Here is a 24845-nt window from a genome sequence, read left to right as displayed (position 1 = left end):
ACTGGCATCATGACGCTCGATGCCGAGCGCTGGCACGACGCGCCCGCGGACCCCAGAGGAGAGCCCGATGTCCCGGAGCACGAAGCCGACGCGGCCACGCCACCGCCGGCCGGTGGTTGTGTACACCGTGGCCGTCGCGACCACCCTCGCCCTGCTGGCCGCCGCGCCCACCCCGGCGGGCGCCGCCCCCGACGCCGCCGCGGCACCGGTGGTCACCCGGGCCGCCCTCGACCCGCAGCTCGTCGCCGGTCGCGGCGCCGACGTCGACTTCGTCGAGCAGGAGGCGGAGAACGCCCGCACCGACGGCGAGATCATCGGCCCCGACCGGGCCGCGTACACCCTGCCGGCGGAGGCCTCCGGCCGCCGGGCCGTCCGGCTGACCCCCGGCCGGTACGTGGAGTTCGTCCTGCCCCGGGCGGCGAACGCGATCACGGTGCGCTACAGCATCCCGGACGCGCCGCAGGGCGGCGGCATCACGGCGCCGCTCGGCGTCACGGTCAACGGCCGGCATCCGCGCACCATGACCCTCACGTCGCAGTACTCGTGGCTCTACAACCAGTACCCGTTCTCCAACGACCCCACGGCCGGGCTGCTGCACCCGGACTGGTGGATCACCGAGTGCTCGTGCGTGCCGTCGGCCACCACCCCGTACCCGAGCATCGGCACGCCGTTCCGGCCCAGCCACTTCTACGACGAGCAGCGCCTGCTGCTCGGCCGTACCTACCGCGCCGGGGACCGGGTGCGGCTCACCGCTCCGCCCGGCAGCGCCGCCGCCTGGACGGTCATCGACCTGCTCGACTCCGAACTGGTCGCGCCGCCGCACGTCCGTCTCGTCGCGGCCAACGTGCTGGCCTTCGGCGCAGACCCCACCGGCCGGCGCGACTCCGCCCCCGCGCTGGAGCGGGCCATCGCCTTCGCCCGTCGTGCCAACCTGACCGTCTACCTGCCGCCGGGCACCTACCAGGTCAACCGGCACATCATCGTGGACGACGTGCGGATCGAGGGCGCCGGCAACTGGTACACGACGATCAAGGGCCGGCAGGTCACCCTGCCGACGCCGGCGCCGGACGGCTCGGTGCACACCGGCGTCGGCTTCTACGGCAGGGACGCCGCGGACGGCGGCAGCCACGACGTGCACCTGTCCGGCTTCGCCATCGAGGGTGACGTGCGGGAGCGCATCGACACCGACCAGGTCAACGCCATCGGCGGGGCGCTGAACGACTCCACCATCGACGGTCTCCACCTGCACCACACCAAGGTCGGCATCTGGCTCGACGGGCCGATGCGCAACGTCCGGATCACCAACAACGTCATCGTCGACCAGATCGCGGACGCCCTGAACTTCCACACCGGCGTCACCGACTCGCTGGTCGCCCAGAACTTCGTCCGCAACACCGGCGACGACGGCCTGGCCATGTGGTCGGAGACGACGGCTAACGCCCGCAACACCTTCGACCACAACACCGTGCAGTCGCCGGTGCTGGCCAACGGCATCGCGATCTACGGCGGCACGGACAACACCGTCTCGAACAACCTGATCGCCGACCCGGTCCGCGAGGGCAGCGGCATCCACGTCGGCGCCCGGTTCGGCGCCCAGCCGTTCACCGGGCACCTGCGGATCACCGGCAACACCACCGCTCGGGCCGGCACGTACGAGCTGAACTGGAACATCGGGCTCGGCGCGATCTGGTTCTTCGCCCTGGACCGCAGCATCGACGCGACCATCGACGTGGTCGGTGACGCCTACCTGGACAGCACCTACAACGCCATCATGCTGGTCAGCGACTGGCCGGTGAAGGACCTCTACTCGATCACCAACGTGCGCTTCACGGATATCCGGGTCGACGGCACCGGCACCTCGGTGGTCAGCGCCCGCACGGCGGGCTCGGCGTCCTTCGCCAACGTGGACGCCCGCAACGTCGGTGCGGTGGGCGTCAACAACTGCGGTTCGTTCCACTTCACCCCTGCCGGCTCCGAGTTCGCGCTCACCGACCTGGGCGGCAACGACGGCGGATGGCTGGCCCCGTGGCTGCTGCCGAACACCATCACCTGCGCCGACCGCCCGCCGGTGGTGCCGCCCGCGCCGCCCTCGCCGTGGTGAGCCCGCGGTCAGCCACCCAGCCGCTGCCGGGCCAGGAACTTCGGCACCACCATCCGCCACGCCTCACACACCAACTCGGTCATGTACGCGTGCTCCAGCCGGGCGGTGTGGCAGCACACCCAGTGGAAGCGCAGGTCCGACTCGCCGGGCAGGAAGAACAGCTCCGGCTCGGCGGCGACCAGCCCGGCTCGCTCCTCCTTCGGGTACCCGAAGCCCATCGTGGTCTCGTCGGAGGAGAACGCGACGTAGACGATCGACTCGACCCGGAACTTCACCCGGTCCCGGATGAGGTGCTCGCTGCTGCGCGGCAGGGTCCGGGTCAGGGCCCGGACGTCGGCGACGGTGACCACGTCCCGACGGTAGCGGCGCGCGGCAGGCCCGTCGATCCCGCGTGGCCTCAGCGGGGCCGGGCGTACGCCAGTGGCACCGGTGTCGACTGCCCATTCCAGACGCCGGTGAGGGTGGCGCCGGGCGGCGTGCTGGTGACCGAGCCGGCACCGGGCCGCCGGACGACGGTCAGCTCGACGGTGTCCGCGACGATGAGCGCGTCCTCGCCGTCCACCACCCGCAGCACGGTGCCGGCCGGGGCCACGTCGGCGTCGCCGCCGCCGGTGATGGTCATGTTCGGCTCGCGCGTCTGACGCCGGCCGTCGACCTCGAAGTACTCTTCGGCCTGGCCGGCGCCGGTCAGCACCGCCCGGGCCAGGGCGGCGGCGTAGACCGGGTCGGCGCACCCGTCGTACACCCAGCGCGGGCCGAGCACCGAGTGCTCGGTGGTGCCGACCAGCCACTCGTCGGCGTCGTCGAGGGGCGCGTCGCGGTAGGTCAGCGGCACCTGGTGGATCGTTCCGTCCGCGGTGCCCACCAGGATCGTCTCGATGCCGACCGCCCCGGCCGGGTCGTCGAATCGGTAGGAGCCCACGCTCACCAGGTCGGCGCCGGTCGCCCCCCGGCACCAGCGTCGGTCGGGCAGCCATGCGGCGAGCAGGTCGAGCTTCGAGGGGCGCAGCGTCGCGCGGTGCAGCAGAGCCATGCCGGGCATCCTAGGGACGACGGCCGATCGCGGATCACCCGTCCGCGCACGGCTTGCCGCCCACCGAACAGCCCTCCGGCCCCTTGGCCTTCGGGTGGGTGTCGCGCACGTCGAACGTGAACGTATGGGACTGCCCGGCCGGCAGAGGGGGTCCGGTGAAGGTGACGGACCGTCCCTCCTGGCGGAAGTCCGCCCCGTCGACGTCGTCGACCGTGTTGCCGTCGGCGAGGGCGACCACCACGGTCCAGCCGTCTGCCGGGGCGTTGCCGCTGTTGTCCAACACCACCTCGCCGGTGTAGCCGAAGAGCCGGGTCGACACGGTCTGGTAGCGGGCGGCCAGCGCGGCGGCCGGTGGCGGGGCGGCGGAGCTGGGCGTCCGCGACGGTGTGGGGGTCGGGCTGCGGCTCGGGCGGGTGGTGGCCGCGACGGCGGTGGACCGCGACGGGCGGACCGACGGCGTGGGCCGCGGTGCCGCGCTCGCGACCGCGGTGGCCGTCGGCACCGACAGCGGCGCCCGCACCGGAGCCGCGGAGCGCTGCGGCTCGCCCGGCCGGACCGCCCAGAACGCCACGCCCGCGACCAGCACGGCCACGGCCGCCACCGCGATCAGGGTGGTGCGCCGCCGACGGTCAGCTCCGGGCCGCTCGGGCGCCGGCACCATCGGCAGCTCGGCGGTCAGTCCGCCCTCGCCGCGACGCAGGTCGACCTGCTGGAAGGCCAGCCAGTCGAGAATGGCGGGCAACCGTACGGTCACGGCCTGGCGGAGCTGCTGCTCGCGGTGACCGCGCAGCTCGTCGGGCCAGATGCCGTGCTCCAGCGTCTCCCGGACCGACAGCCGGCAGCCCTGGGCGGTGGTGGTGATCTCGCAGGTGAGCATGCTGAGCCGGCCGGCCTCGTCGCAGCGCAACGTGAGCAGCTCCGGCACCCGCCGCTCGGTCACCTCCGCCTGCAGGGCGGCCTCGAAGCCGGGCAGCGCCGCCGTGTGCAGCAGCAGCCGGTCCGGCGAACCGGCCACCGGTTCCACCTCGGTGAACCACCGCCCGAGCACCTGCCGATCCGTCAATGCGAGCCAGACCCTGTCGGCAGGGTGGGACAGCTCGACCTGGGCACCGATCTCGATCACGGCGCGACTCTACGGGTCGCGGTCGCCGGTCGTCGCTGACGGGGGATCCGCCGGCGACCCGACGGCCGGAGAGGACGGCCTGCTCAGTCCCGCTGGGCCCACCGGTCGGCCGCCACCGCGAGCGCGGCCCGGGCGTCGGCGGTCAGCTCGGTCACGACCTCACCGGCCGGCACCTCCCGCGCCAACGAGTGCGCCTGACCCGCCCACAGGTTCGCCACCTCGGCGTTCCCGTCGCGACGCGCGGTGGCCAGTAGCGGCCGGGTCAGGTGCAGCACCTGCGGATAGCCGGCCGGCGCCGACGGGTCGTGCCGGCGGAGGAAGTCGTTCACGATGCCGCGCGCCCGCTTGCCGGTGAACGCGCGGGTCAGCGCGGTCGGCGCGGCGCTGGCCACCGCCGCCCGGTGCATCGGCGAGGTGCCCGCCTCGGGACAGCGCAGGAAGGCGGTGCCGATCTGCGCCGCGGCCGCGCCGGCGGCGAGCACGGCGGCGAGCCCGGCACCGTCGGCGATGCCGCCGGCGGCCACCAGCGGCCGGTCGCAGCCGGCGGCGGCGACCAGGCGCAGCAGCGGCAGCACGCCGTAATCGTCGTCGTCCGGCAGGCCGCCGCGGTGGGCGCCCGCCTCGGTGCCCTGCAGCACCACCGCGTCCACCCCGAGCCCGACCGCCGCGGTGGCGGCGTCCGGCCGGTTGACCGTGGCCCAGACCTCGGTGCCCCGCTCGCGCAGCGCGGCCACGGCCTCCCGGTCGGGCAGCCCGAACGCGAAGGACACCACGGGCACCGGGTCCGCGAGCAGCGCGGCCAGCTTCTCCGGGTACGCGTCGTCGCCGCCGGTCGGCTCGCCGAGGGTCACCGCGTGCCGTGCGGCCTCCGGGGCGAGCCGTTGCGCGTACGCCCGGACGGCGGCCTCGTCGACGTCGGTGTCGCCGGGCAGGAAGACGTTGACCCCGAACGGGCGATCGGTGCGCGCGCGGACCTCGGCGACGTCGGCGACCATCCGGTCCGTGCCGATCATCCCCGCGGCCAGGAAACCCAGCCCACCGGCGGCGGAAACGCCCGCCACGAGGGCCGGCGTGGACGGGCCACCGGCCATCGGGGCGGCGACGATCGGACAGCGCAACGTGGACAGCAGGGACATGCGCCCATCCTGCCGCACCGCCCGGTCCTCGGGCCCCGTCACCGACGCGACGCGCGACGCCACCAGAGCAGGCCGGCCAGCGCCACGGCGACCAGGGCCGCCCCGGCGATCCCCGCTCCCACCGGCACGTCGGACCGTGCGGCGGGACCGTTTCCGGCGCTGGCGATCGTCGCCGGCGTCGTCCCGGACGGGCTGGTGGGCGCCGCCCCGCTCGAGGTGGTGTCGGTCGCCGACGCCGCGCGGTAGCGCAGGATCGTGGCCCGGGCGCCGGCCGGCTGGTCGGCGCTCTCGGAGACGGTGAGCAGCGAGGTGCCGTCGGTGCTGTAGGTGATCGATTCGCCTTGGGGCTCGTCCGGCAGTGGGGTGATCCGGGGGGTGCCCCGGGTCAGGGCGGCGACCACGTCGCCGTCGCGGACGTCGTACTCGAAGGCGTCGGCGTAGGTGCGCAGCACGGCCCGGCGCCCGTCCGGGGCGGTCGCCGCGCCGGTGACGACGCCCCGACCCACGAACGAGTAGGGGTTGCTGGTGGTGGTCTGCGGCAGCGTCACCTGGCCGACCTTCGCCAGCGGCACCGTCGCACCGGGACGCAGCGCACCGGTCGGCGCGTACACCTCGGCGGTGCCCTTCGTGACGATCAGTGGTCGGCCGTCCCCGGTGAGCAGCAGCGCCTCCGCGTCGTGCGGGCGGTCCGGGTACGCCAACCGCAGCAGCACCGGCCGGTCCGCCCCCGGTGCGAGGCGCCACAGCGCCACCGTCTCCCGCGTCCGGTCGTTGTCGCCGATGTCGCCCACCCAGACGGTGCCGTCGGGACCGATCGCCAGGTCCTCGGTGTCCCGGGGCTCCGACGGGAAGGGCACCGCGCGCACCACCGCGCAGCGCTCGTCGAGGAAGAAGATCCGCCGGCGGGACTCCTCGTCGGCGCCGTCGTTGACCACCACGAAGCCGGTGTCGGTGGCGACCATCCCGGAGATCTCGGTCAGCCGGTCGTCGCGTACCTGGCAGACCGGCGCACCGGACGGGCTGGCCGCCGCCGGGGCGGGCGCCACCGCCACCGCGAGCAGGGCGGCGGCCGCCGTCGCGGCGCGCGCGCCCCGGATCATCTCGTCAGGTACCCGCATCGCCCGCCTTCCTCGCCCCGTGGCCGGCCCGGCCACCAGCACCATCCTGGCCGATCCTGGCTCCTCCGGTGCGTCGAAACGATCAAGTCTTGCCCACGCATCGATGCGCTCTCGACAGTGCCCAGCAGTCGCACCGACTGCTGGGCACCATCGTGTTCACGAGTGGGTGCTGGCAACCGACCCGTCCGGCGCACTGCCCGCCGCCGAGTGCGGCGGGCGGTTCGCACCGGGTCCGTGCCGGCCCGGTCAGCGGGCGACGATCACATCCGTCGGCTTCTCCACCCGTACCGGGGTGCCGTAGTCGGACAACTCCAGGGTCAGCCGCTGGCTGCTGTCGAAGCTGACGCCGCTCTTCGGGCTCTTCACCCCCGGCTTGACCCGCCCCTTGTACGTTGACAGGTAGGTCACCTTCGCGATCCGCCGGTCGGAATCGAGGGTCACGTCGCCGACCAGGCCCCGGGTACCGGTGGCGTACTCGTCGTCGAAGGGGCGGGTGCTCTCGAAGTGGTAGCTCGTGGCGCCGGTTCGGGTGATCTTGGCCTGCACCTCGCGCAACGCCTTGAACAACTCCTGCGGGTCGGCCGACGCGCCCGAGGCACCGCCGAGGACGTCGCCGTACTCGAAGTTGCCGTTGCCCGGCTCCTGCTTCCAAGTCTTCGTGCCGGTGGAGCCGAGGTACAGCTTCCCGTCGATCAACCGCTGGTGGTAGGCCGCCCCGCCCGGCTCGGTGGAGGTCAGCCAGCCGGTGGCCGCGGCCGGGTCCCAGGCGCCCTCCGCGCTCCCCCAGGCGTCCGGGTCGTCCCTGTCCCCTGCGGTGATCTTCAGCCGGTAGCTGATGTTCTGGCTGGCCGTGATGGCCGACGCCAGTTGCAGCCGGGGCGAGTCGGCGCTGGCCACCGGCGCCGGGTTCGCGCCCGGCGCCGTGGGTCCGGGCCCGTTGACGGTGACCGCGGCGGCCAGCACCCCCGCCAGCCCCACAACCCCGAGGGCGTACGCGCCGCGCCGCGCCGCGACCCGCCGCCCGTTCCGGCGGGTCGCCGCGTCCAGCACGTCCGTCCGGAACTCGACGCCAGCCACCTCCTGGCGCATCCCCATGGTCAACTGCTCTTCGATGTCGTTGGTCATCTGCTCGCTCCGTTCGAGGCCGGGACGTCGTCGACCGTCCAGGCGGTGGTGACCTCGCGCAGGCGGGACAGCCCTCGCGAGGCGGTGGACTTGACGGTGCCGATCGAGCACCCCAGGATCTCGGCGGCTTCGGCCTCGCTGCACTGCTCCCAGTAGCGCAGCACCAGCACCGCCCGCTGCCGGGGCGGCAGCGTGCCGAGCGCCTGGACCAGCGCCTGGCGCAGGTGCAGCGCCTCGGTGGCGTCGGGCTGGCCGGGTGGCTCCACGTCGGCCAACACCTCCGGCCGGCGCCGTCGGCGGCGCCACTGGTCCACCGCGAGGTGGTACAGAGTGCGGCGCAGGTAGCCCTCCCGGTCGCCGTGCACCCGGTTCCAGTGCCGCATCAGCCGCTCCAACGCGCCCTGCAACAGGTCCTCACCGGCGGCGCGACTGCCGGTCAGCAGTATTGCCGTCGCGAGCAGGGAACTGCCGCGTTCAGCAACGAGGGTGTCCAGACCCTCAAAGCGTTTCTTCCACCGCACGGGGCTCTCCTTCCGTCGCAACCAAGGACGACGGCTCCGGGACGAAGGTTGACTATGATCAGAGACTTCCCGCGTCCGCCTCGCTTACCAGGTCCGGTAACTGCGTCGCCAAGAGCAACGGCACCCTGCGGGTCATCGATCCGTCCATCGGGGAGGCGTGCAAGGCGACGGACACCCCATCACCTTCAACCAGCAGGGCCAGACCGGTCCGCCCGGGCCGGCCGGACCCGCAGGGCCGGTAGGGCCGGCTGGGCCCGCGGGGCCGGCCGGTCCGGCGGAACCGCAGGGACCGGCGGGCCCGGCCGGGCTCACCGGCTACGAAATCGTCCAGTCGGCGGGCCCGTCCAGCGTCGCCGACCCGAAGGTCCACGTGGCCACCTGCCCTGCCGGCAAGCAGGTCGTCGGCGGAGGCTCGTTCGTGGTCTTCGACACCGGCGTCTCCGGGGTCGCCGACCGGGTCGCGGTGCACACGAGCCTCCCGCTCTCACTGAACGGGCCCAACGACAGCTGGGACGTGCAGGCCTTCGAGGCGGTGCCGGACAACTTCACCACCTGGCACCTGGTGGTCCGCGCCGTCTGCGTCCCGGTCGGCTGAACCGACGCGCCGGGGCCCGGGGCAGCACGTTCCCGGGGCCCACGGCCCACCCGACGCCTCGTCCGGTCCACCACGCGTGAGCGGGGCGGCGACGGGTAGGCAGCCGCCGGGCGGCGTGCTGGACGCCGCCGGGCAGGAGGCCGCGATGAGCACGTACCAGGACGATCCGCTCCGTCGACCGCCGGATGCCGACGCCGCCGAGCAGCGCCAGGACGCCGTCGACGACGGGCCGCCGGATCGGATGTCGGGTGACGTCGACCCGGAGGCGACCGAGGCCGACCTGGCCGAGCACGGCGCCCTGCCGGCGGGCGCGCTGGAGGAGGAGATGTCGCTGCCGGCGGACGCCAACCCGGCGGACGCGTTGGAACAGCGCCAGCAGATCCCGACCCGCGACGAGGACCGCCGATAGCCGTCGCCGCGCGGCGGGTCGGCCCGGACGACCCGCGTGCGGCGGGTCAGCCGAGTCGATTCAGTCTGCGGTTCCACCAGCCCGGCCGCCGACGGGCCAGGTCCCGTAGCCGCCAGTGCTCGGCGTGCTGGGTCACGATGAACACCGGCATCAGGCCGAGGGCCAGCAGGGGCAGGTAGCGCGGCGCCGAGCGGTTCTCCCGCAGCAGCGCGCCCAGCGCCGCGGCGCCCGAGACGTAGAGGATCGGGTTGTAGTACGCCATCAGCTCCGGCCCCATCCCCTCGCACTCGCGCAGCCAGGGCAGCCCGAGCCGGGTCCGCCGGGACGGCCAACCACGCAGGTGCGCGATCACCGCGGCCAGGCCGAGCCCGTTGACGACCGCGAAGACAGCGTCGCTGGACGCCGGACGGGTGCGCGCGGCGTGCCAGAGCGTCCCACTGCTCAGCCCCCAGAATCCGGCGGCGGGTACCGGCCCGAGGACCGACGCCGCCGGCATGCCGACGCCGGCGCCGAGTTCGAAGAAGACGTGTGCCGCCAGCCCCGCGGTGGCGAGCCGGGTCAGCGGCCGGCGCCCGATGGCCTCCGGTCGAACCATCCACCCTGTCCGGCATGACCCCACGGCAGGACCCTCCCGTGCTACGGCTGTCTCAGGTCGTCGCCGGCCAAGCCCCCGACCAGCCCGATCGCGGTACCCGTTGCCCCCCGACCTACACGCCCCGGTCGCGCCGTGCCCACCGGCGCCGCCGCCGCTGTACGGCGCGCCCGGGCGGGTGTGTCGGGACGCGGCGCGCCGGGACGGCCCTTGACAGCGCCCTCGTCCGACCCGATCCTGTCTATTAGTCCTACTGTCGTAGGACAACAGGAAGGATCGTCTCGAGTGATCGAGTTTGTGCTGGACAGCCGGTCCAAGGTGAACACCTACATGCAGCTCGTGCAGCAGGTGAAACAGGCGCTGCGCGTGGGTCTGCTGGCGCCGGGCGACCAGCTGCCCAAGGTCCGGGACGTCGCGCAGTCACTGGCGATCAACCCGAACACGGTGCTGAAGGCGTACCGGGAGCTGGAGATCGAGGGTCTGGTCGGCGGCCGACCCGGGGTGGGCACGTTCGTCGAGCGCACCCTGGCCGGCGCGTCCCTGCCCAACCAGGCCGAGCTGCGCGACGACCTGGTGACCTGGCTGCACCGGGCGCAGGCCGCCGGCCTCACGGCCGAGGACGTCATCGCCCTGGTGGAGACCACCATGCGGGCCACCCTCGCCGATGACGCACCGGAGAAGGAGCCCGCGTGAGCGAAACGAGAGGACAGAGGATGGACGTGGTCTTGGAAGCCGACCGGCTGGGCAAGCGGTACGGGAAGACCTGGGCGCTACGCGACTGCTCGCTGCACCTGCCGGCCGGCCGGATCGCCGCGCTGGTCGGGCCGAACGGCGCCGGCAAGAGCACGCTGCTGCACCTGGCCGTGGGGCTGCTCAAGCCCGACGCTGGCGCGGTACGGGTGTTCGGCAGAGTCCCGTACGGCGACACGGATGGGCTGGCCGACATCGGGTTCGTCGCCCAGGACACGCCGCTCTACCGGGACTTCACCGCCGCGGAACTGGTCGTCGCGGGCGGCAAGCTGAACCGGCGGTGGGACGCGGGGCTGGCCCGCAACCGGCTGGCCCAGCTCGGCATACCGCCGGACCGGCCGGTTGGGAAGCTCTCCGGTGGGCAGCGCGCCCAGGTGGCGCTCGCCCTCGCACTGGCCAAGCGGCCCCGGCTGCTGCTGCTCGACGAGCCGGTCGCCAGCCTCGACCCCCTCGCTCGGCGGGAGTTCCTCCAGTCGCTGATGGGCAGCGTCGCCGACTCCGGCACCACCGTCCTGCTCTCCTCGCACCTGCTGGCCGACCTGGAGCGCGTCTGCGACTACCTGATCGTGCTCAACGCCGCCGAGGTGCAGCTCGCCGACCCGGTCGACGACCTGGTCGCGGGCCACCGGCAGCTGATCGGCCCCCGGCACGACGGCGGTCCGATCGGGGGCGTCGCCGCCGTCGTACGTGCCAGCCACACCGACCGGCAGTCCACGCTGCTGGTCCGCACCGGAGGCCCGGTCACCGATCCGGCCTGGACGGTCCGCGAGGTGGGTCTGGAGGACGTCATCCTGGCCTACCTCGCCGACGGCCACGCGCAGACCAGTCACGACGAGTGGGGGGTGCCGGCATGATCTGGCTGACCTGGCGGCAACACCGCAAGCAGGCGTTCTTCACCCTGCTGGGCCTCGCGGCGCTGGCCGCCCTGATGGTGCCCATCGGCCTGTCGATGCGGCACTCGTTCAGCGACCTCGGGCTCACCGACTGCGCACGCCAACTGGCCGCCGCCGACGTGACCCCGGCGACCCAGGAGACCTGCGAGGCCGGCTACCGGCGCTTCAGCAACCGGTACGACAGCCTGAACCTGGTGGCCGTGCTGCTGCTCACCCTGCCGGTGCTGGTCGGCCTCTTCTGGGGCGCCCCGCTGGTGGCCCGCGAGGTGGAGCACGGCACGCACCGGTTCGTCTGGACCCAGGGCGTGGGCCGGACCCGCTGGGCGCTGGTGAAGTTCGGGCTGGTCGGCGCGGGCGCGTTGTTCGCGGCGGTCTGCTACGGGCTGGGCATGTCCTGGTGGGTCGACCCGCTGACCGAGGCCGCCCGCGAGGGCCGGCTCGGCATGATCGTCTTCGACCTCCAGGGCGTGGCCCCGATCGGCTACACCCTCTTCGCGGTGGCGCTCGGCATCTTCGCCGGCACCGTGTGGAAGCGGATGCTGCCCGCCATGGGCATCACCCTGGCCGCGTACATCGGCGTACGGACGGCGGTGGAGGTGCTGGTCCGACCGCACTACCAACCCGCCAAGACCCTCACCTTCCCGATCGAAGGGCTCACCGAGCCGCAGGTGGAGCGCGGCGACTGGATCCTCTCCATGGCGATCCGCAACCCGGACGGGACGACGGTGGCGGAGGACACCCGGATCATGTGCCCGCCGGGTGGCAAGGGACCGACCGGCCAGCTCTGCGGCGCCGAGCTGGGCGCGAAGCCGGGCGCCTACAACTGGCAGCTGTACCAGCCGGCGGACCGGTTCTGGCTGTTCCAGGGCATCGAGACCGGCATCTTCGTCGCGCTCGCCCTGCTCCTGCTCTTCCTCGCCGTCCGCCGGGTGCGCCGCATCGCGTAGCCCGGGCCGGGTGGTCGCCGGGCCACGGGGCCGGCGACCACCCGGCAGCGCAGACCCTCGGCGGTCAGCTCGAGCCAACCCGCGAGGTCGCGCAGCTCGTCGTGCACGGCCCGGGTCGCGTCCCGGTCGAACGGCACGTCCTCGTGGATGGCGTGCACGGTGAGCGTGCCGCGCCGGCGGTCCACCGTGGCGTCGACCCTGCCCACCAGCCGATCGCCATGCAGGACCGGCAGCGCGAAGTAGCCCCACCGCCGGCTGGCCTTCGGCTTGTACATCTCCAGGGCGTACTCGTACTCGAACAGCTCGGCGAGGCGGACCCGGTCGTGCACCAGCCGGTCGAAGGGCGACAACACCGCGGTACGACCGGTGAAGGGTTGCCCGAGGGCGGCCGGGTCCACCCGCCACATCCCCGGCACACCCTCGACGACCGCCGGCTCACCCGCGTCGCCGACGTCCGCCGGTGGTGCACTCCCACGTCGCCGAGCCTAGCGGCGGCCCCCGACACCGGCCGGCCCGGCGAAGTCGGATTCCGGCCCGTCGCCAATGCGACTGGGTGTGGTGACGCCATCACGAAGGGTGCTCCGATGTGGACCACGAGGCCCGAGCCGGTCGGGCCGCAGGGAACGGAGCACGCGAGTGGGATCCAGACTCCTCCGTCGGATGGGCGCGACGGCCGTGGCGGTCGTCTGCGCGGCGATCGGCGCGGTGGCGCTGCCGGCCGCGCCGGCCTCGGCCAGCCCGATCCGGAACAACACCGCCTGGTCGGTGCTGCTGTGCAAGTTCAGCGACCGAGCCGCCGAGCCGAGACCGCCGTCGTTCTTCGCCAACTTCCTCACCCACACCGGGCTCGGCACCGGCGGGGTGGCCGACTACCTCGCCGACCAGTCCGGCGGCCGGGTGTCGCTGGCCGGCTCCGTGGTGCGCGGCTGGTACACCATGCCCACCACGCTGGCCCAGAACCAGTCGGTGGACCGCTGGACCCGGATCCAGCGCTGCGTGGACACCGCTGCGGCGGCCGGCTACAGCGTGCCGGCCGGGCACCGGATCGCGGTCATGCTCAACGACTGGGTGGACTCCGGCGCGGCGGGTGGCCGGGTGCTGCTCGACCCGGGCGCCTGGAACGTCGGCTTCGCCGCCCACGAGATGCTGCACGGCTACAACCTGGGGCACTCGTTCTCCAACGACACCAGCTACCAGAACGCGCCGTGGTCGCAGCCGGGCGAGTACGACGACCCGTGGGACGAGATGAGCGCCATGCACATCTACGCCTTCGGCACCGCCAACTACAGCACCAGCGCCGTCGGGCTCAACGGGTTCCACCGCGACGAGCTGGGCTGGCTGCCGAAGAACCGGGTGTTCACCATGGCCGCCGACGGGGTCGGCGCACGGAACCTCACGCTCGCGCCGCTGGAGGTGCCCGCGGCGGCCGGCCCGCAACTGGTCCGCATCCCCTTCGATCCGGCCGACCTGTTCCACTACTACACCGTCGAGTTCCGCCGTAAGACCGGTTGGAGCGCCGGGATTCCCGCCGACACCGTGCTGCTGCACGAGGTCCGCAACGGCACCCCGTACCTGCTGCGTACCGGACCCGGCGGCGGGCCAGCGCAGTCACTGAACGCCAACGGCGTGCAGATCGGCGTCAACTGGGTCTCCGGCAACGCCGCGTCGGTCAGCATCACCACCGACGTCGTCAACCGGTGCCTGCAGGGGTACGTCTGGCGGGAGGCCCGACCCGGTGACCTGGTCTGCGTCACCGGCGCCACCCGCAGCCAGGTGGCCGCGGACAACGCCGCCGCCGCGAGCCGCTGGGTCAACGGACCGTACGGCCCGCACACCTGCCTCTCGGGCTACGTGTGGCGCGAGGCGTACGCGGGCGACGACGTGTGCGTCACCGGCACCCAGCGCACCCAGGCCGCCGCGGACAACGCCGCCGCCGCGTCCCGCCGCAACCCGGCGCGGCTCGTGTCCGGCCCGAACACCTGCGTCAGCGGGTACGTCTGGCGCGACGCCGACCTCTCCGACTACGTCTGCGTCACCGGAGCGACCCGTTCGCAGGTCCTCGCGGACAACGCGGTCGCCGCGAGCCGCTGGGTCAGCGGCCCGTACGGCCCGCACACCTGCGTCGCCGGCTACGTGTGGCGGGAGGCGTTCCTCGGCGACGACGTTTGCGTCACCGGCACCCAGCGCAGTCAGGCCGCGGCCGACAACGCCGCCGGTGCGGGACGGGTCCTCCGCCCGGGCGGCTGAACGCCGACGTGCGGGCCCGGCCGGGCGGGGACGTCCTCCCGCCCGGCCGGGCCCCCGGAGTCAACGGCTCAACCGCCGGTACCGGGCGACCGAGAGCGGCAGGAAGACACCGACCAGCACGAACGGCCAGGCCACGGCCAGCAACGGGTACTGCTGCACCACCCAGGAGTCGCCGCCCCAGCCGGCGTTGCCGAACAATTCCCGGGTCGCGCCGACGGTGACCGACAGCGGATTCCACTCGGCCACCGCGCCCAGCCAGCCGGGCATGGTCGACGGCGCGACGAACCCGTTGGACAGGAAGCCGAGCGGGAACTCCAGGACCTGCACCCCGGCGACCGCCCCCTGGCCCCGCATCACCAGGCCGAGGGCCCGAGGTCTTCCCCGACCTCCGACGGGGCCGGGAGCCGGTCGCGACCGTCTGGACGAGGCGGCGGGGGCCGGCGGAGCCTACGCCGGGTCGGCCGTGCCCACCCGTCCCGCGACGTCGACGTTCAGTGGGTCCGCGAGCAGCTTGTCGAAGGCGAGTTCGGCCGCGCCGATCAGGGCGGCGTCGCGGCCGAGCGCCGCCGCCAGCAGCCGTACGTGCTCGCGGGACGCGGGCAGCGCCATGGTGTCCAGGCGGCGCCGCACCGTCGCCGCGCCGATGGTGTACACCTCGCGCAGCGAGCCGCCGAAGACGACAGCGTCCGGGTTGACCACGTTGACCAGGTTCGCCACGCCGAAGCCGAGCCAGTCGGCGACCCGTTCGACGGCCGCCAGCGCCGCGGGTTCGCCGTCGGTGGCCGCGCGCAGGACCTCGGCGACCACCTCGGGTCCACCCGGCTGCCGGCCGGCGTGCCGCAGCAGCGCGGCCTCGCCGATCTCGGTCTCCCAGCACCCCCGCGAGCCGCACCCGCAGGGCAGCCCGTCGGGGTTGACCACCATGTGGCCCACCTTGCCGCTGTGTCCCCGGTGGCCGACCATCAGCCGGCCGCCGATGATGATGCCGGCGCTGACGCCGACGTCGCCGTGCAGGTACACGAGGTCGTTGATGCCGGTCGCCACGCCCCGGACGTGCTCGGCCAGGGCCGCCAGGTCGGCCATGTCGCCGGCGACGAAACCCGGGCCGGCGACGAACTCGGCTTCGAGGGCGGCGTTGAGCGCCTCGTCGGCGCCGCTGATGCGGATCGTCCCGTCCCGGCCACGGGTGGTGTCGGTGACCGCGACCGCGCCACCCACCAGCAGGGCGTCCGGGACGACCGACCGTTGCATGTCGCGGACCAGCTCGGCCAGCGGGGCGACGGCCTCGCAGCCGGACATGCCACCGGGGCGGCTGGCCTCACGCAGGTCGAGGATGCGACCGCCGAGGCCGACGCGGGCGGCGCGCAGCCGGTCCGCCTCGATGCTCAGCGCGTGCGCGTAGACGCGGTCGGAGCGGGGGCTGACCACCAGCGAGGGCCGGCCGGCGCGGCGGGCGGTGGTCGGTGCCTCCTCGGTGACCAGGCCGCTGGCGGCGAGGTCCATCGCGAGCGCTCCGATGGTGCTGCGGTTGAGGCCGAGCCGACTGGTCAGTTCTGCCCGGGAGGTCGGGCCGTGCAGGTGCACGTAGCGCAGCACGGCACCGAGGTTCTGCCGGCGGATCTCCTCCTGGCTGGCGCCGGGCACCGACGGCAGTCCGAACTCCGGGTTACGGCCGACCCCCGAGGGCCGCGACCGTACGGGTGCAGCCACGGTCAGCCCTCCTTCCGGGTCATTTCCATTTCCACGCGGTGCGCGGGGCCCATCACGACCGATGGGTCCCGGAAGAAGACTCCGGGACCCATCGGCCGTCGATGACTACCTCGCGGTGCTTACTTGGTGAGCGGCGAGAGCTTCGGGTCGTTGGCGTACGCCTCAGCCGCGTTCGCCTTGGTGACGGCGACCGGCGGGAGCAGGTACGTGTCGACGACCTTGCTGCCGTTGTTGTAGGACTTGGTGTCGTTCACCTGCGGGGTGTTACCGGCCTGGAGAGCCTTGACCATGTTGATGGTCTCCTTCACCAGGTTGCGGGTGTCCTTGTTGATCGTCATGTACTGCTCGCCCTTCATGATCGACTTGACCGACTCCACCTCGGAGTCCTGGCCAGTGACCACCGGGACGGTCTTGCCAGCACCCTTGATCGAGGTGATGATCGCCCGGGCCAGCGTGTCGTTCGGGGAGAGGACGCCGTCCAGCTCCTTGTTGCCGTAGGTCGAGGTCAGCAGCTGGTCCATGCGGGCCTGCGCACCCTCGGCCTTCCAGCCCTGGATGGCGGTCTGCTTCACGTCGACCTGCTTCGAGCCGACGACCAGGGTGCCCTTGTCGATCTCCGGCTTGAGCACGCTCATCGCGCCGTTGAAGAAGACACCGGCGTTGTTGTCGTCCGGCGAACCGGAGAACAGCTCGATGTTGTACGGGCCGTTCGGCTTCTTGGCCTTCATGCCGTCCAGCAGGGCCTGACCCTGGAGCTGGCCGACCTTGAAGTTGTCGAACGCGACGTAGTAGTCGAGGTCCGGCGTGTTGGTGATGAGGCGGTCGTACGCGATGACCTTCGCGCCGGCGGCGTGCGCCGCGGCGACCTGGGTCGACAGCTGCGCGGCGTCGGTCGCGCCGATGACGATGACCTTGGCGCCCTTGGTGACCATGGCGGTGATCTGGGCCTGCTGGTCGGCGACCGTGGTCGACGCGCCGGCGTACTGCACGTCGCTCTGGAAGCCGGCCTCCTTCAGGCCGTTGGTGAACAGGTCACCGGCGAGGACCCAGTTCTCCGAGGTCTTGGCCGGCAGGGCCACACCGATCACGGAGTTCGCCGGGAAGCCCTTGGCGGCGCTGCCCGAGGAGCCGGACTCCTCGTCGCGGCCGGAGCCGCAGGCGGTGAGAGCCAGCATGGCGACGGCGCCGATGGCGACCGACTTGCCAATGAAGTTACGCATGGCGAGCTACTTGCCCTTCTTTAAGAGGTGATACGGGGGGTGCGGTCGGTGGGGCCTCAGCCGGGCACCGACGCCGTGGCGGGCTGGCGCTCCGCGTCCGGCTGTCCATCGGGTGTGGTCGGCGTGTCCCGGCGGAACGAGCGCGTGATGCTCCCGATGACCGAGAAACGTCCCTGGCTCTTGTTGTAGACGTCGAGCGCGACGGCCAACAGCAGGACCAGGCCCTTGATGATCTGGACGCGGTCGGTGCCGACGCCCAGAAGTTGCAGGCCGTTGTTGAGCACGGCCATGACCAGACCACCGACGATGGAGCCGCTGATGGTCCCGATACCGCCGGAGACGGCCGCGCCACCGATGAAGACCGCGGCGATCGCGTCCAGCTCCCAGCCGTTACCGTCCTGCGGACCGGAGGCCGCCGAACGCGCCACGAAGATCATGCCGGCCAGGGCGGCCAGGACGGACATGTTCATCATGACGAAGAAGTTGACCCGCCGGAGCTTCACACCGGACAGCTCAGCGGCGCGGGAGTTGCCGCCCACCGCGTAGATGTGCCGGCCACCAGCGGTGTTGCGGGTGTAGAAGGAGTACGCGATGACCAGCGCCACCAGGATGATCCCGGAGATCGGGAAGCTGGTGCCCACACGACCGCTGGCGAAGCGCAGCGCCGCGAAGGCGATCACCCCGACCATGACGGCCATCCGCAGGATCGAGATCCACATCGGGGCCGGGTCCGCGTCCATCGCCCGGCGGGTCTTGCGCGCCTGGAGCTCGCGCCACACCACCGCCAACGCGGCGGCCAGACCCAGCAGCAGCGTCGCGTTGTTGTAGCCGGTGTTGGGCCCGAACTCGGGCAGGAACCCCGAGCCGATCTCTCGGAAGCCCTCGGGCACCGGGATCGTGTTCGCGTTGCCGATGTACTGGTTGCCGCCCCGGAAGAGCAGCATGCCCGCCAGGGTGACGATGAACGCCGGCACCCCGATGTAGGCCACCCAGAAGCCCTGCCAGGCGCCGATCACCGCGCCGATGGCCAGGCCGAACAGGATGGCGACCGGCCAGGGCAGGTTCCACTCGGCCATCGACTTGGCGACCAGGATGCCGGCGATGGCCGCGACGGAACCAACCGACAGGTCGATGTGCCCGGCGACGATCACCATCAGCATGCCGATGGCCAGGATCAGGATGTACGAGTTCTGCTGGAACAGCGCGATCAGGTTGTCCGATCGCAGGGTCAGCCCGTCGGTCAGGATCTGGAACAGGACGACGATCGCCACCAGGGTGAAGATCATCCCGAACTGGCGAGCGTTGGAGGTGGTACCTCCGAAGAGGTTCTTCTGAAGGTCCTTCAATCGGCTCATCGTGTCAACATCTTCTTCGTCGAGGTCATCTGCTTCATGAGGGTTTCCGGGTCGGCGTCCGCACGGGCGATCTCGCCCGTGATGGTGCCTTCGAACACGGTGTAGATGCGGTCGCACAGCCCGATCAGCTCAGGCAGCTCCGAGGAGATGACGACGACGCCCTTCCCCTGGTCGGCGAGCCGCTGGATGATGCCGTAGATCTCGTACTTGGCACCCACGTCGATGCCGCGCGTCGGCTCGTCGAGGATCAGCAGGTCCGGGTCGGTGAACATCCACTTGGCCAGGACGACCTTCTGCTGGTTGCCGCCGGAGAGCTTGGAGACGCCCTCGTCGACCGTCGGCGCCTTGGTCCGCAACTCCTTGCGGTACTTCTCGGCGGCCTGGTACTCCTCGACCTCGCTCAGCACACCACGGTGCGAGATCTTGGACAGCTTGGCGGCCACCGTGGACGCCTTGATGTCGTCGAGCAGGTTGAGGCCGATCGCCTTGCGGTCCTCGCTGACGTACGCCAGCCCGTGGTGGATCGCGTCCGCCACCGACTTGAGCACGATCTCCTTGCCGTCCTTGATGATCGTGCCCGACTCGTACACGCCGTAGGAGCGACCGAAGACGCTCATGGCCAGCTCGGTACGACCCGCGCCCATCAGACCGGCGAAACCGACGATCTCGCCGCGGCGGACCACGAAGCTCTCGTCCTTGCACACCATGCGCTCGGCCGAGATCGGGTGCCGCACGTTCCAGTTGCGGACCTCGAAGAAGACCTCGCCGATCTTCGGCGTGTGGTCCGGGAACCGGCTGCTCAGCTCGCGGCCGACCATGCCCCGCACGATCCGGTCCTCGTCGATGCCGTCCTCGGTGACCTCGAGGGTCTCCACCGTCCGGCCGTCCCGCAGGATGGTGATCTGGTTGGCGATCGCCGCGATCTCGTTGAGCTTGTGCGAGATCATGATCGAGGTGATGCCCTTGGAGCGGAACCCGCGCAGCAGGTCCAGCAGGTGCCGGGAGTCGGCCTCGTTCAGCGCCGCCGTCGGCTCGTCCAGGATGAGCAGCTTGACGTCCTTGGCGAACGCCTTGGCGATCTCCACCAGCTGCTGCTTGCCGACGCCGATGTCCTTGATCAGGGTGTCCGGGTCCTCTTGGAGACCGACCCGGGCCATCAGGTCCAGCGCCATCCGGTTCGCGGCCTTCCAGTCGATCGCGCCCCGCTTGCGCGGTTCGTTGCCGAGGAAGATGTTCTCGGTGATCGACATGTGCGGGATGAGCGCGAGCTCCTGATGGATGATCACGATCCCGGCGCTCTCACTGGCGCGGATGTCGGAGAACCGCGCCTCCGCGCCCTGGTAGACAATCTGGCCCTCGTAGGTGCCGTACGGGTAGACCCCGCTGAGGACCTTCATCAGGGTGGACTTGCCCGCGCCATTCTCACCCGCGATGGCATGGATCTCGCCGGCGCGAACCACGAGGTTGACGTCGGAGAGGGCCTTGACTCCGGGGAACTCCTTGGTGATGGAGCGCATCTCCAGGAGGATGGGCACGTCGCTCATCGTTCGTACCACCTCGCCAACGTCATCGGTTGCCTCCGGAAGGTTGAACCTTCACTTGGTTTGTTGTTGACGGCAACGTATTGCGGTGGGAGGGTAATCCGCAAGGCGAGGGCGTGTTGAAAATGTAACAATCCGGCAATATCGGCGTCGCGCAGTGTTCGCCCGCCCCAGCCGCCCCCGCGGCCCCTCCCAGCACCCATCGACCGCTCGCCGCGTCCGGGCAGACCCGGACACCGCGACACGAATCATGGGCGTACGCCGCTCCCAGGGCCGTCACCAGGCACGACGCGCGCCGAAGACTAGCTCGCGGGGCTGAGCCACCCCCAGCCACGACAGGGGGTGAGTGCGCAAGGGCACCGCCTAGTGGTCGTACAGCATGAACGCCAGCGTGTGGTGCTCCAGGTCGAGGAACGCCACCCGCCAGCGGTAGGAGGGCGGCAGGGCGTTGTAGGAGGCGCTGTACCGCCAGCGGGGCTCGGGCGGCAGGAACGGCACAAGATCGGGCCACACGTCCGCGGGCGTGCTCGAGTGGTCGAGTTCGCCCGGATCGATCGCCGAGAAGGGCGTGAACCCGTGCTGCTCCGACAGCCTGCGCGCGTCCTGCGGCCGTAGCGTGACGACGCCCTGGTATGCCCGGTCCGTCGGACCGGGGACGCGGCTGCACGGGTTGCCCCGCACGCGTACCTGCCAGTGGATCTCCACCGGCTCGCCGAGGCCCGGCACCTCCTCCGCCAGTTCTCCGAGATCGGTGCGGACCTTCGCCGCCGAGAGGGCCGCCGACTCCTCGCAGGTACGCGACCGGGCCGAATCGCCCCGCGTCAGCATGAATCCGGTGCCGACGACCACCACCAGACCGGTCGCCCCGACGAGCAGGGCCAGGCGTACAGATGGACGCGTCTTCATGGTCGAGAGAGTAGGACCCTGGGGCCGCCGGGGGATCCCGCACGGGTCGCTCCTCGGGGATGGTGTCCACCACGCGCCGCTGCTGATCATTCTGTCCGCAGGGCCTGTTACCGTCGCGCCGCAGTTGCCCAGTCGGACCCGCCTGGCCGCAGCCCGGCTGATCCAGCCAGGGGTGCCATCGGGATCTGGCCCGTGCCGTCCCGCGGGAACGGTACGCCGTCCCCGCCCCCCGGATGGCGAGCCGGGGCGGCCCCATGTCAGCATGCCGGTATGGCCCTCGGACTCGACGTGCGCCGCCTCGCCGCCATCGACATGTGGGGATCCGCCGGCGTCCGTTGGCGCCGGTGGGTCATCCTTGGCGAGTTCCTGCTGGGGGTCGTGGGCGCCGCCGCACTGGGCCTCGTCTCCCTCGCGTCCGGTGGCGGCCTTCAGACGGTGGCGGGGTGCTGGCTGATCGGCCTGGCGGCCAACTACGTGCCCCTCTCGGCGCACGCGCTCTCGCTCATCCGCCCGGGAGCGCTGGAAGCGGAGATCGAGGGCGTCGACGTTCCCGCTGAGCTGCGCCACTACACGGTGGCCCAATTGTGGGTCATCGTCCCGCTGCTGGTCCTGGTCCTCGCGATTGGTCAGTGGCGCCGCGACCGTCGATAGTGGCCAGCCGAACGCTGGAGAAACCTCGTCGGGCCGCCGTCACAGCCTTTCCAGCGCGTACCGGTCATCCTCCTTCGCCGTCCAGCGTGTTCGGTGCGGGGTTGGTCGATCTCTACACTCGCGACAGCGAGGCCGCGTGCCGCCAACGGGCCTGGGCGGCCCGCTACCCTCGGGCGCATGGGAGATCCATTCCGGGTACGCATCACCGTCCGTGGCTACGAGCTCGACACCCAGGGCCACCTCAACCAGGCGGTCTACCTGCAGTACGGCGAGCACGCCCGGTGGGAGTGCCTGCGCGCCGCCGGCATCGCACAGGACCGACTCCTCGCCGCCGGCGTGGGGCCGGTCGCCATGGAGGTCACCGTGCGGTACCTGCGGGAGCTGCGCGGCGGGGACGAGGTGGATGTGACCTGCCAGTTCCGCTGGGGTGAGGGCCGGGCCTTCCACATCGAGCAGGACTACACTCGCGCGGACGGCACGCCCGTCGCACGACTGACCGGAGTGGCCGGCCTGCTGGACCTGTCGGCCCGGCGGCTGGTGCCCAACCCGCGCGAGCGGTTCCGGGAGCTGGCCACCGACCCCGGGCCGCTCAACCTCTGACCCGCCCCTGGCCCGCCGCGGTGGTCCTCAGGAGGCGGTCGGGCGCTGGTGGGGCGGTGCCGGTGCCTGCCCGGTACGGGTGGCGTCGTAGCCGGCGGCCTGGAGAGCGAACAGTTCGGCGTACCGGCCGCCGGCGGCCATCAGCTCGTCGTGGTTGCCGGCCTCGACCAGAGCGCCGTGGTGCAGAACGAAGATCCGGTCGGCGTGTCGCACGTTCGCCAGCCGGTGTGTGATCAGGATGGTGGTGGCCCGGCCCTGGCGGTCACGAATGGCCTGGAACAGCGCGTCTTCGGCACGGGGGTCGAGGGAGGACGAGGGCTCGTCCATGATGAGCAGTTCGGCGTCGCGCAGGAAGCCGCGGGCTGCGGTGATCCGCTGCCACTGGCCGCCCGAAAGGTCCTGGCCCTTCGCGAAGGTACGGTCCAGCAGCGTCTCGTACCCGTGGGGCAGCTCCTCGATCATCTGATGGGCGACCGCGCGGGCGGCGGCGACCTCGATCCGGTCCTGTCTGGCCTCGGTCTCCACGTCCCCGACGGCGATGTTGGTGGCCGCCGTGAAGGGCCACTTGTGGTACTCCTGGGTCACCACCGCGATGCGGGCCCGCAGCCCATCGGGGTGCCAGTCGGCCAGCGGTCGCCCGTTCCACTCGATGACGCCCTCGCTGGGAACGCGCAGGGTCGCGATCATCGCGGCCAGGGTGGTCTTGCCGGACCCGTTCTCCCCGACGAGGGCTACCGTCTGCCCCGCCCGGATGCTCAACGTCACCCGGTCCACGGCTGGCTCCGCGCGGTCCGGATACCGCAGGCTGACCTCACGAATGGTCAACTCCCGCAGCTCCTCGACCGCCGTACGGGAGTCGTCAACCGGGTCCGGGAGGTAGGCGGCGGCACGGGCCATGAAGCCGGTGTAGTCACCGAAGTGCTGGCCCTCGGTGTAGATCCGGTCGACCTGGTAGGTCACGATGGCCAGCGACCGCTGCGCGGACTGCACCGCGATCACGCAGGTCGCCGCGGCGGCGAGCGGGATCTGCCCGTCGACGAGCAGCAGACCGAGCAGGACGTAGACCACGGCGGTGGCCAGTCCCCCGATCATGGAGCCCACCGTGGTGGTCGTGGTGACCCGGCGGGCCAGGGCCAGCTGGATGTCGGTCTCCACACCCATCACCCGGTCGTACTGGTCCAGCAGGAACCGGCGCAGCCCGTACGAGCGCAACTCCGGCGCCGAGGCCCGCTCAGCCATCAGGCGGTGCAGCAGCCACATCCGACGACGCCGTACCGAACCGGCGGTGTAGGTCTGGTACCGCAGATGCCCCGCCCGCAGCGACGCCCACGCGTTCGGCAGGGTCGCGACGAGCAACGCCAGCAACAGCAGCGGGTGGACGACCACCACGGCGACGGTCACGGCCAGCAGCCCGGCCATCCCGGCCAGCAGGTTCATCGACGCCTGCACCAGGTCGATCGCCGAGTCGGTGCCACGGGAGGCACGTTCCATGTCGTCGGCGAACGCGTCGGCGTCGAACGCCTCGAGTCGCACCGCCGTGGTCACCTCGAACAGGCCCCGCTCCACCTCACGGCTCACCCGAGGGGTCAGGCCGTTCTGCGCGTACCCGGTCGCGATGCCCATTCCGGCGCGCAGCGCGGTCGCCACGCCCAACGCCGCGAGCGCGGGCAGGGCGGCCATCACCTTGTCGGCCGTCGGCCCGCCGGCGAACAGCTCGACCAGGACCCGCTGGGTCGCCAGCAGCCCGAAGGCCGCCATCACACCGGCGCCGACCGTCGCGGCGGCCACCACCCCGGTACGCAGCCGGTCGGCCCGCCAGCTGATCCCGATCGCTGCCCAGACCAGTCGGGGCAACTCGGCGAAGACGGCGAACAGTCCCGCCTCGGCCCGAGCACGCACCCCCGTCTCCCACCACATCGCCCGCAACTCCGGCAGCAACGACTCGGCCGAGGCTGGACCCGGCTGCCCTGCGGATGGTGGGCGATCGGCGTGGGTGGCAGTTTCGGTCACGGACGTGCCTCCTCGTCGGGGACCCGAGTCGTCGCCGGCGCCAAGCGGGCGGTACGTCCAACCGCGGGCCGCCGACACCACGCAACGCGCCCTGTCAGCTACCTATGGTCACGGCTGACGGCGTGCAGGTCCATCCCCCGACTCGACGTGCCGCGGCCCGGCTGGTGCCGGTCATCGGCGCAGGTCCAAGAGATTGGTGGGAAACGCAATTAGGGCCACCCCTGATGGGGGTGGCCCTAATTGGAAAGGTTGTCCGGCGGTG

Annotated in this window: 24 protein-coding genes and 1 pseudogene; 9 read left to right on the top strand and 16 right to left on the bottom strand. The window is 72.0% G+C overall.

Translation table 11 applies throughout. The features are described from left to right. Positions 1-67: 67 nt before the first annotated feature. Positions 68-2101, top strand: a complete 2034-nt coding sequence (locus ACFOW4_RS00670; protein ID WP_377523483.1) for a glycosyl hydrolase family 28-related protein — start codon at positions 68-70, stop codon at positions 2099-2101. 8 nt (positions 2102-2109) lie between these two features. On the opposite strand, the gene ACFOW4_RS00665 is transcribed toward ACFOW4_RS00670, so the two are convergent. The 7 genes from ACFOW4_RS00665 to ACFOW4_RS00635 all read right to left on the bottom strand — a co-directional run bounded on the left by ACFOW4_RS00665 (position 2110) and on the right by ACFOW4_RS00635 (position 8157). Further along, on the bottom strand, positions 2110-2451 hold the full coding sequence (locus ACFOW4_RS00665; RefSeq protein WP_377523482.1) for an MmcQ/YjbR family DNA-binding protein: 342 nt from the start codon (positions 2449-2451) through the stop codon (positions 2110-2112). Between the two features lie 47 nt (positions 2452-2498). Next, the gene (locus ACFOW4_RS00660) at positions 2499-3134 is read right to left on the bottom strand and encodes a hypothetical protein (RefSeq protein WP_377523480.1); all 636 of its coding nucleotides are present in this window, start codon (positions 3132-3134) and stop codon (positions 2499-2501) included. A gap of 34 nt (positions 3135-3168) precedes the next feature. Next, positions 3169-4257: a cellulose binding domain-containing protein gene (locus ACFOW4_RS00655; protein ID WP_377523479.1), complete on the bottom strand. Its 1089-nt coding sequence runs from the start codon at positions 4255-4257 to the stop codon at positions 3169-3171. Positions 4258-4340: 83 nt separating this feature from the next. After that, positions 4341-5393: a nitronate monooxygenase gene (locus ACFOW4_RS00650; RefSeq protein ID WP_377523477.1), complete on the bottom strand. Its 1053-nt coding sequence runs from the start codon at positions 5391-5393 to the stop codon at positions 4341-4343. 38 nt (positions 5394-5431) lie between these two features. Further along, on the bottom strand, positions 5432-6511 hold the full coding sequence (locus ACFOW4_RS00645) for a hypothetical protein (protein WP_377523476.1): 1080 nt from the start codon (positions 6509-6511) through the stop codon (positions 5432-5434). Positions 6512-6757: 246 nt separating this feature from the next. Continuing rightward, complete coding sequence (locus ACFOW4_RS00640) at positions 6758-7636, bottom strand: hypothetical protein (protein ID WP_377523474.1); 879 nt, start codon at positions 7634-7636, stop codon at positions 6758-6760. Continuing rightward, complete coding sequence (locus tag ACFOW4_RS00635; protein WP_377523471.1) at positions 7633-8157, bottom strand: SigE family RNA polymerase sigma factor; 525 nt, start codon at positions 8155-8157, stop codon at positions 7633-7635. Before ACFOW4_RS00635 ends, ACFOW4_RS00640 begins: the two co-directional genes overlap by 4 nt. Positions 8158-8527: 370 nt before the next feature. Here ACFOW4_RS00635 and ACFOW4_RS00630 point away from each other — a divergent pair, with 370 nt between their 5' ends. Continuing rightward, complete coding sequence (locus tag ACFOW4_RS00630; protein ID WP_377523470.1) at positions 8528-8752, top strand: hypothetical protein; 225 nt, start codon at positions 8528-8530, stop codon at positions 8750-8752. 145 nt (positions 8753-8897) lie between these two features. Then, entirely contained in the window at positions 8898-9161 is a 264-nt protein-coding gene (locus ACFOW4_RS00625; protein ID WP_377523468.1) for a hypothetical protein, read from the top strand. 46 nt (positions 9162-9207) lie between these two features. On the opposite strand, the gene ACFOW4_RS00620 is transcribed toward ACFOW4_RS00625, so the two are convergent. Further along, entirely contained in the window at positions 9208-9756 is a 549-nt protein-coding gene (locus ACFOW4_RS00620; protein ID WP_377523467.1) for a hypothetical protein, read from the bottom strand. 282 nt (positions 9757-10038) lie between these two features. Here ACFOW4_RS00620 and ACFOW4_RS00615 point away from each other — a divergent pair, with 282 nt between their 5' ends. Genes ACFOW4_RS00615 through ACFOW4_RS00605 form a run of 3 tightly spaced genes read left to right on the top strand, consistent with a single transcriptional unit; the run spans position 10039 to position 12343 of the window. Next, positions 10039-10446 carry a GntR family transcriptional regulator gene (locus ACFOW4_RS00615; protein ID WP_377523466.1) on the top strand — a complete coding sequence of 136 codons (408 nt, stop codon included), beginning with the start codon at positions 10039-10041 and terminating at the stop codon, positions 10444-10446. 20 nt (positions 10447-10466) lie between these two features. Continuing rightward, on the top strand, positions 10467-11357 hold the full coding sequence (locus ACFOW4_RS00610) for an ABC transporter ATP-binding protein (RefSeq protein WP_377523672.1): 891 nt from the start codon (positions 10467-10469) through the stop codon (positions 11355-11357). Further along, entirely contained in the window at positions 11354-12343 is a 990-nt protein-coding gene (locus ACFOW4_RS00605) for an ABC transporter permease (protein ID WP_377523465.1), read from the top strand. Before ACFOW4_RS00610 ends, ACFOW4_RS00605 begins: the two co-directional genes overlap by 4 nt. Positions 12344-12429: 86 nt before the next feature. On the opposite strand, the pseudogene ACFOW4_RS00600 reads toward ACFOW4_RS00605, so the two are convergent. Next, positions 12430-12762, bottom strand: a pseudogene (locus tag ACFOW4_RS00600) (DNA glycosylase AlkZ-like family protein); the annotation flags it as partial. 241 nt (positions 12763-13003) lie between these two features. Here ACFOW4_RS00600 and ACFOW4_RS00595 point away from each other — a divergent pair. Beyond that, a complete protein-coding gene (locus ACFOW4_RS00595; RefSeq protein WP_377523463.1) occupies positions 13004-14590 on the top strand; it encodes a hypothetical protein in 1587 nt (528 codons plus the stop codon). A gap of 60 nt (positions 14591-14650) precedes the next feature. On the opposite strand, the gene ACFOW4_RS00590 is transcribed toward ACFOW4_RS00595, so the two are convergent. The 6 genes from ACFOW4_RS00590 to ACFOW4_RS00565 all read right to left on the bottom strand — a co-directional run bounded on the left by ACFOW4_RS00590 (position 14651) and on the right by ACFOW4_RS00565 (position 21322). Further along, positions 14651-14947, bottom strand: coding sequence for a hypothetical protein (locus ACFOW4_RS00590; protein ID WP_377523462.1), 297 nt, complete (start codon positions 14945-14947; stop codon positions 14651-14653). Between the two features lie 90 nt (positions 14948-15037). Then, on the bottom strand, positions 15038-16300 hold the full coding sequence (locus ACFOW4_RS00585) for an ROK family protein (protein WP_377523460.1): 1263 nt from the start codon (positions 16298-16300) through the stop codon (positions 15038-15040). A gap of 119 nt (positions 16301-16419) precedes the next feature. After that, on the bottom strand, positions 16420-17520 hold the full coding sequence (locus ACFOW4_RS00580) for a substrate-binding domain-containing protein (protein ID WP_377523459.1): 1101 nt from the start codon (positions 17518-17520) through the stop codon (positions 16420-16422). A 56-nt stretch (positions 17521-17576) separates the two neighbouring features. Beyond that, positions 17577-18875, bottom strand: coding sequence for a multiple monosaccharide ABC transporter permease (gene mmsB, locus ACFOW4_RS00575; protein ID WP_377523456.1), 1299 nt, complete (start codon positions 18873-18875; stop codon positions 17577-17579). Continuing rightward, positions 18872-20419 (bottom strand): multiple monosaccharide ABC transporter ATP-binding protein, encoded by a 1548-nt coding sequence (gene mmsA, locus ACFOW4_RS00570; RefSeq protein WP_377523455.1) that lies wholly within the window; start codon positions 20417-20419, stop codon positions 18872-18874. The genes mmsB and mmsA overlap by 4 nt, the downstream gene beginning before the upstream one ends. 360 nt (positions 20420-20779) lie before the next feature. Then, positions 20780-21322 (bottom strand): hypothetical protein, encoded by a 543-nt coding sequence (locus ACFOW4_RS00565; protein WP_377523453.1) that lies wholly within the window; start codon positions 21320-21322, stop codon positions 20780-20782. Positions 21323-21592: 270 nt separating this feature from the next. Here ACFOW4_RS00565 and ACFOW4_RS00560 point away from each other — a divergent pair, with 270 nt between their 5' ends. Together ACFOW4_RS00560 and ACFOW4_RS00555 are read left to right on the top strand one after the other, a co-directional pair. Then, positions 21593-21973, top strand: a complete 381-nt coding sequence (locus ACFOW4_RS00560; RefSeq protein ID WP_377523451.1) for a hypothetical protein — start codon at positions 21593-21595, stop codon at positions 21971-21973. A gap of 177 nt (positions 21974-22150) precedes the next feature. Beyond that, entirely contained in the window at positions 22151-22573 is a 423-nt protein-coding gene (locus ACFOW4_RS00555; protein WP_377523449.1) for an acyl-CoA thioesterase, read from the top strand. A gap of 27 nt (positions 22574-22600) precedes the next feature. On the opposite strand, the gene ACFOW4_RS00550 is transcribed toward ACFOW4_RS00555, so the two are convergent. Further along, the gene (locus tag ACFOW4_RS00550; protein ID WP_377523448.1) at positions 22601-24583 is read right to left on the bottom strand and encodes an ABC transporter ATP-binding protein; all 1983 of its coding nucleotides are present in this window, start codon (positions 24581-24583) and stop codon (positions 22601-22603) included. Positions 24584-24845: the final 262 nt, after the last annotated feature.

The sequence above is a fragment of the Micromonospora sp. GCM10011542 genome (genome assembly GCF_042650685.1).
In the GTDB taxonomy this organism is placed as follows: domain Bacteria; phylum Actinomycetota; class Actinomycetes; order Mycobacteriales; family Micromonosporaceae; genus Micromonospora.
The sequence above is the reverse complement of the archived record's forward strand: the minus strand, read 5'-3'. Positions and strand labels throughout refer to the sequence as shown.

Coding starts and splice junctions, on each gene's coding strand:
- ACFOW4_RS00620 (WP_377523467.1), bottom strand. CDS start 9,756: ATGGTTCGACCGGAGGCCATCGGGCGCCGGCCGCTGACCCGGCTCGCC.
- ACFOW4_RS00605 (WP_377523465.1), top strand. CDS start 11,354: ATGATCTGGCTGACCTGGCGGCAACACCGCAAGCAGGCGTTCTTCACC.
- mmsB (WP_377523456.1), bottom strand. CDS start 18,875: ATGAGCCGATTGAAGGACCTTCAGAAGAACCTCTTCGGAGGTACCACC.
- ACFOW4_RS00650 (WP_377523477.1), bottom strand. CDS start 5,393: ATGTCCCTGCTGTCCACGTTGCGCTGTCCGATCGTCGCCGCCCCGATG.
- ACFOW4_RS00560 (WP_377523451.1), top strand. CDS start 21,593: ATGGCCCTCGGACTCGACGTGCGCCGCCTCGCCGCCATCGACATGTGG.
- ACFOW4_RS00625 (WP_377523468.1), top strand. CDS start 8,898: ATGAGCACGTACCAGGACGATCCGCTCCGTCGACCGCCGGATGCCGAC.
- ACFOW4_RS00595 (WP_377523463.1), top strand. CDS start 13,004: ATGGGCGCGACGGCCGTGGCGGTCGTCTGCGCGGCGATCGGCGCGGTG.
- ACFOW4_RS00660 (WP_377523480.1), bottom strand. CDS start 3,134: ATGGCTCTGCTGCACCGCGCGACGCTGCGCCCCTCGAAGCTCGACCTG.
- ACFOW4_RS00640 (WP_377523474.1), bottom strand. CDS start 7,636: ATGACCAACGACATCGAAGAGCAGTTGACCATGGGGATGCGCCAGGAG.
- ACFOW4_RS00555 (WP_377523449.1), top strand. CDS start 22,151: ATGGGAGATCCATTCCGGGTACGCATCACCGTCCGTGGCTACGAGCTC.
- ACFOW4_RS00565 (WP_377523453.1), bottom strand. CDS start 21,322: ATGAAGACGCGTCCATCTGTACGCCTGGCCCTGCTCGTCGGGGCGACC.
- ACFOW4_RS00645 (WP_377523476.1), bottom strand. CDS start 6,511: ATGCGGGTACCTGACGAGATGATCCGGGGCGCGCGCGCCGCGACGGCG.
- ACFOW4_RS00670 (WP_377523483.1), top strand. CDS start 68: ATGTCCCGGAGCACGAAGCCGACGCGGCCACGCCACCGCCGGCCGGTG.
- mmsA (WP_377523455.1), bottom strand. CDS start 20,419: ATGAGCGACGTGCCCATCCTCCTGGAGATGCGCTCCATCACCAAGGAG.
- ACFOW4_RS00580 (WP_377523459.1), bottom strand. CDS start 17,520: ATGCGTAACTTCATTGGCAAGTCGGTCGCCATCGGCGCCGTCGCCATG.
- ACFOW4_RS00610 (WP_377523672.1), top strand. CDS start 10,467: ATGGACGTGGTCTTGGAAGCCGACCGGCTGGGCAAGCGGTACGGGAAG.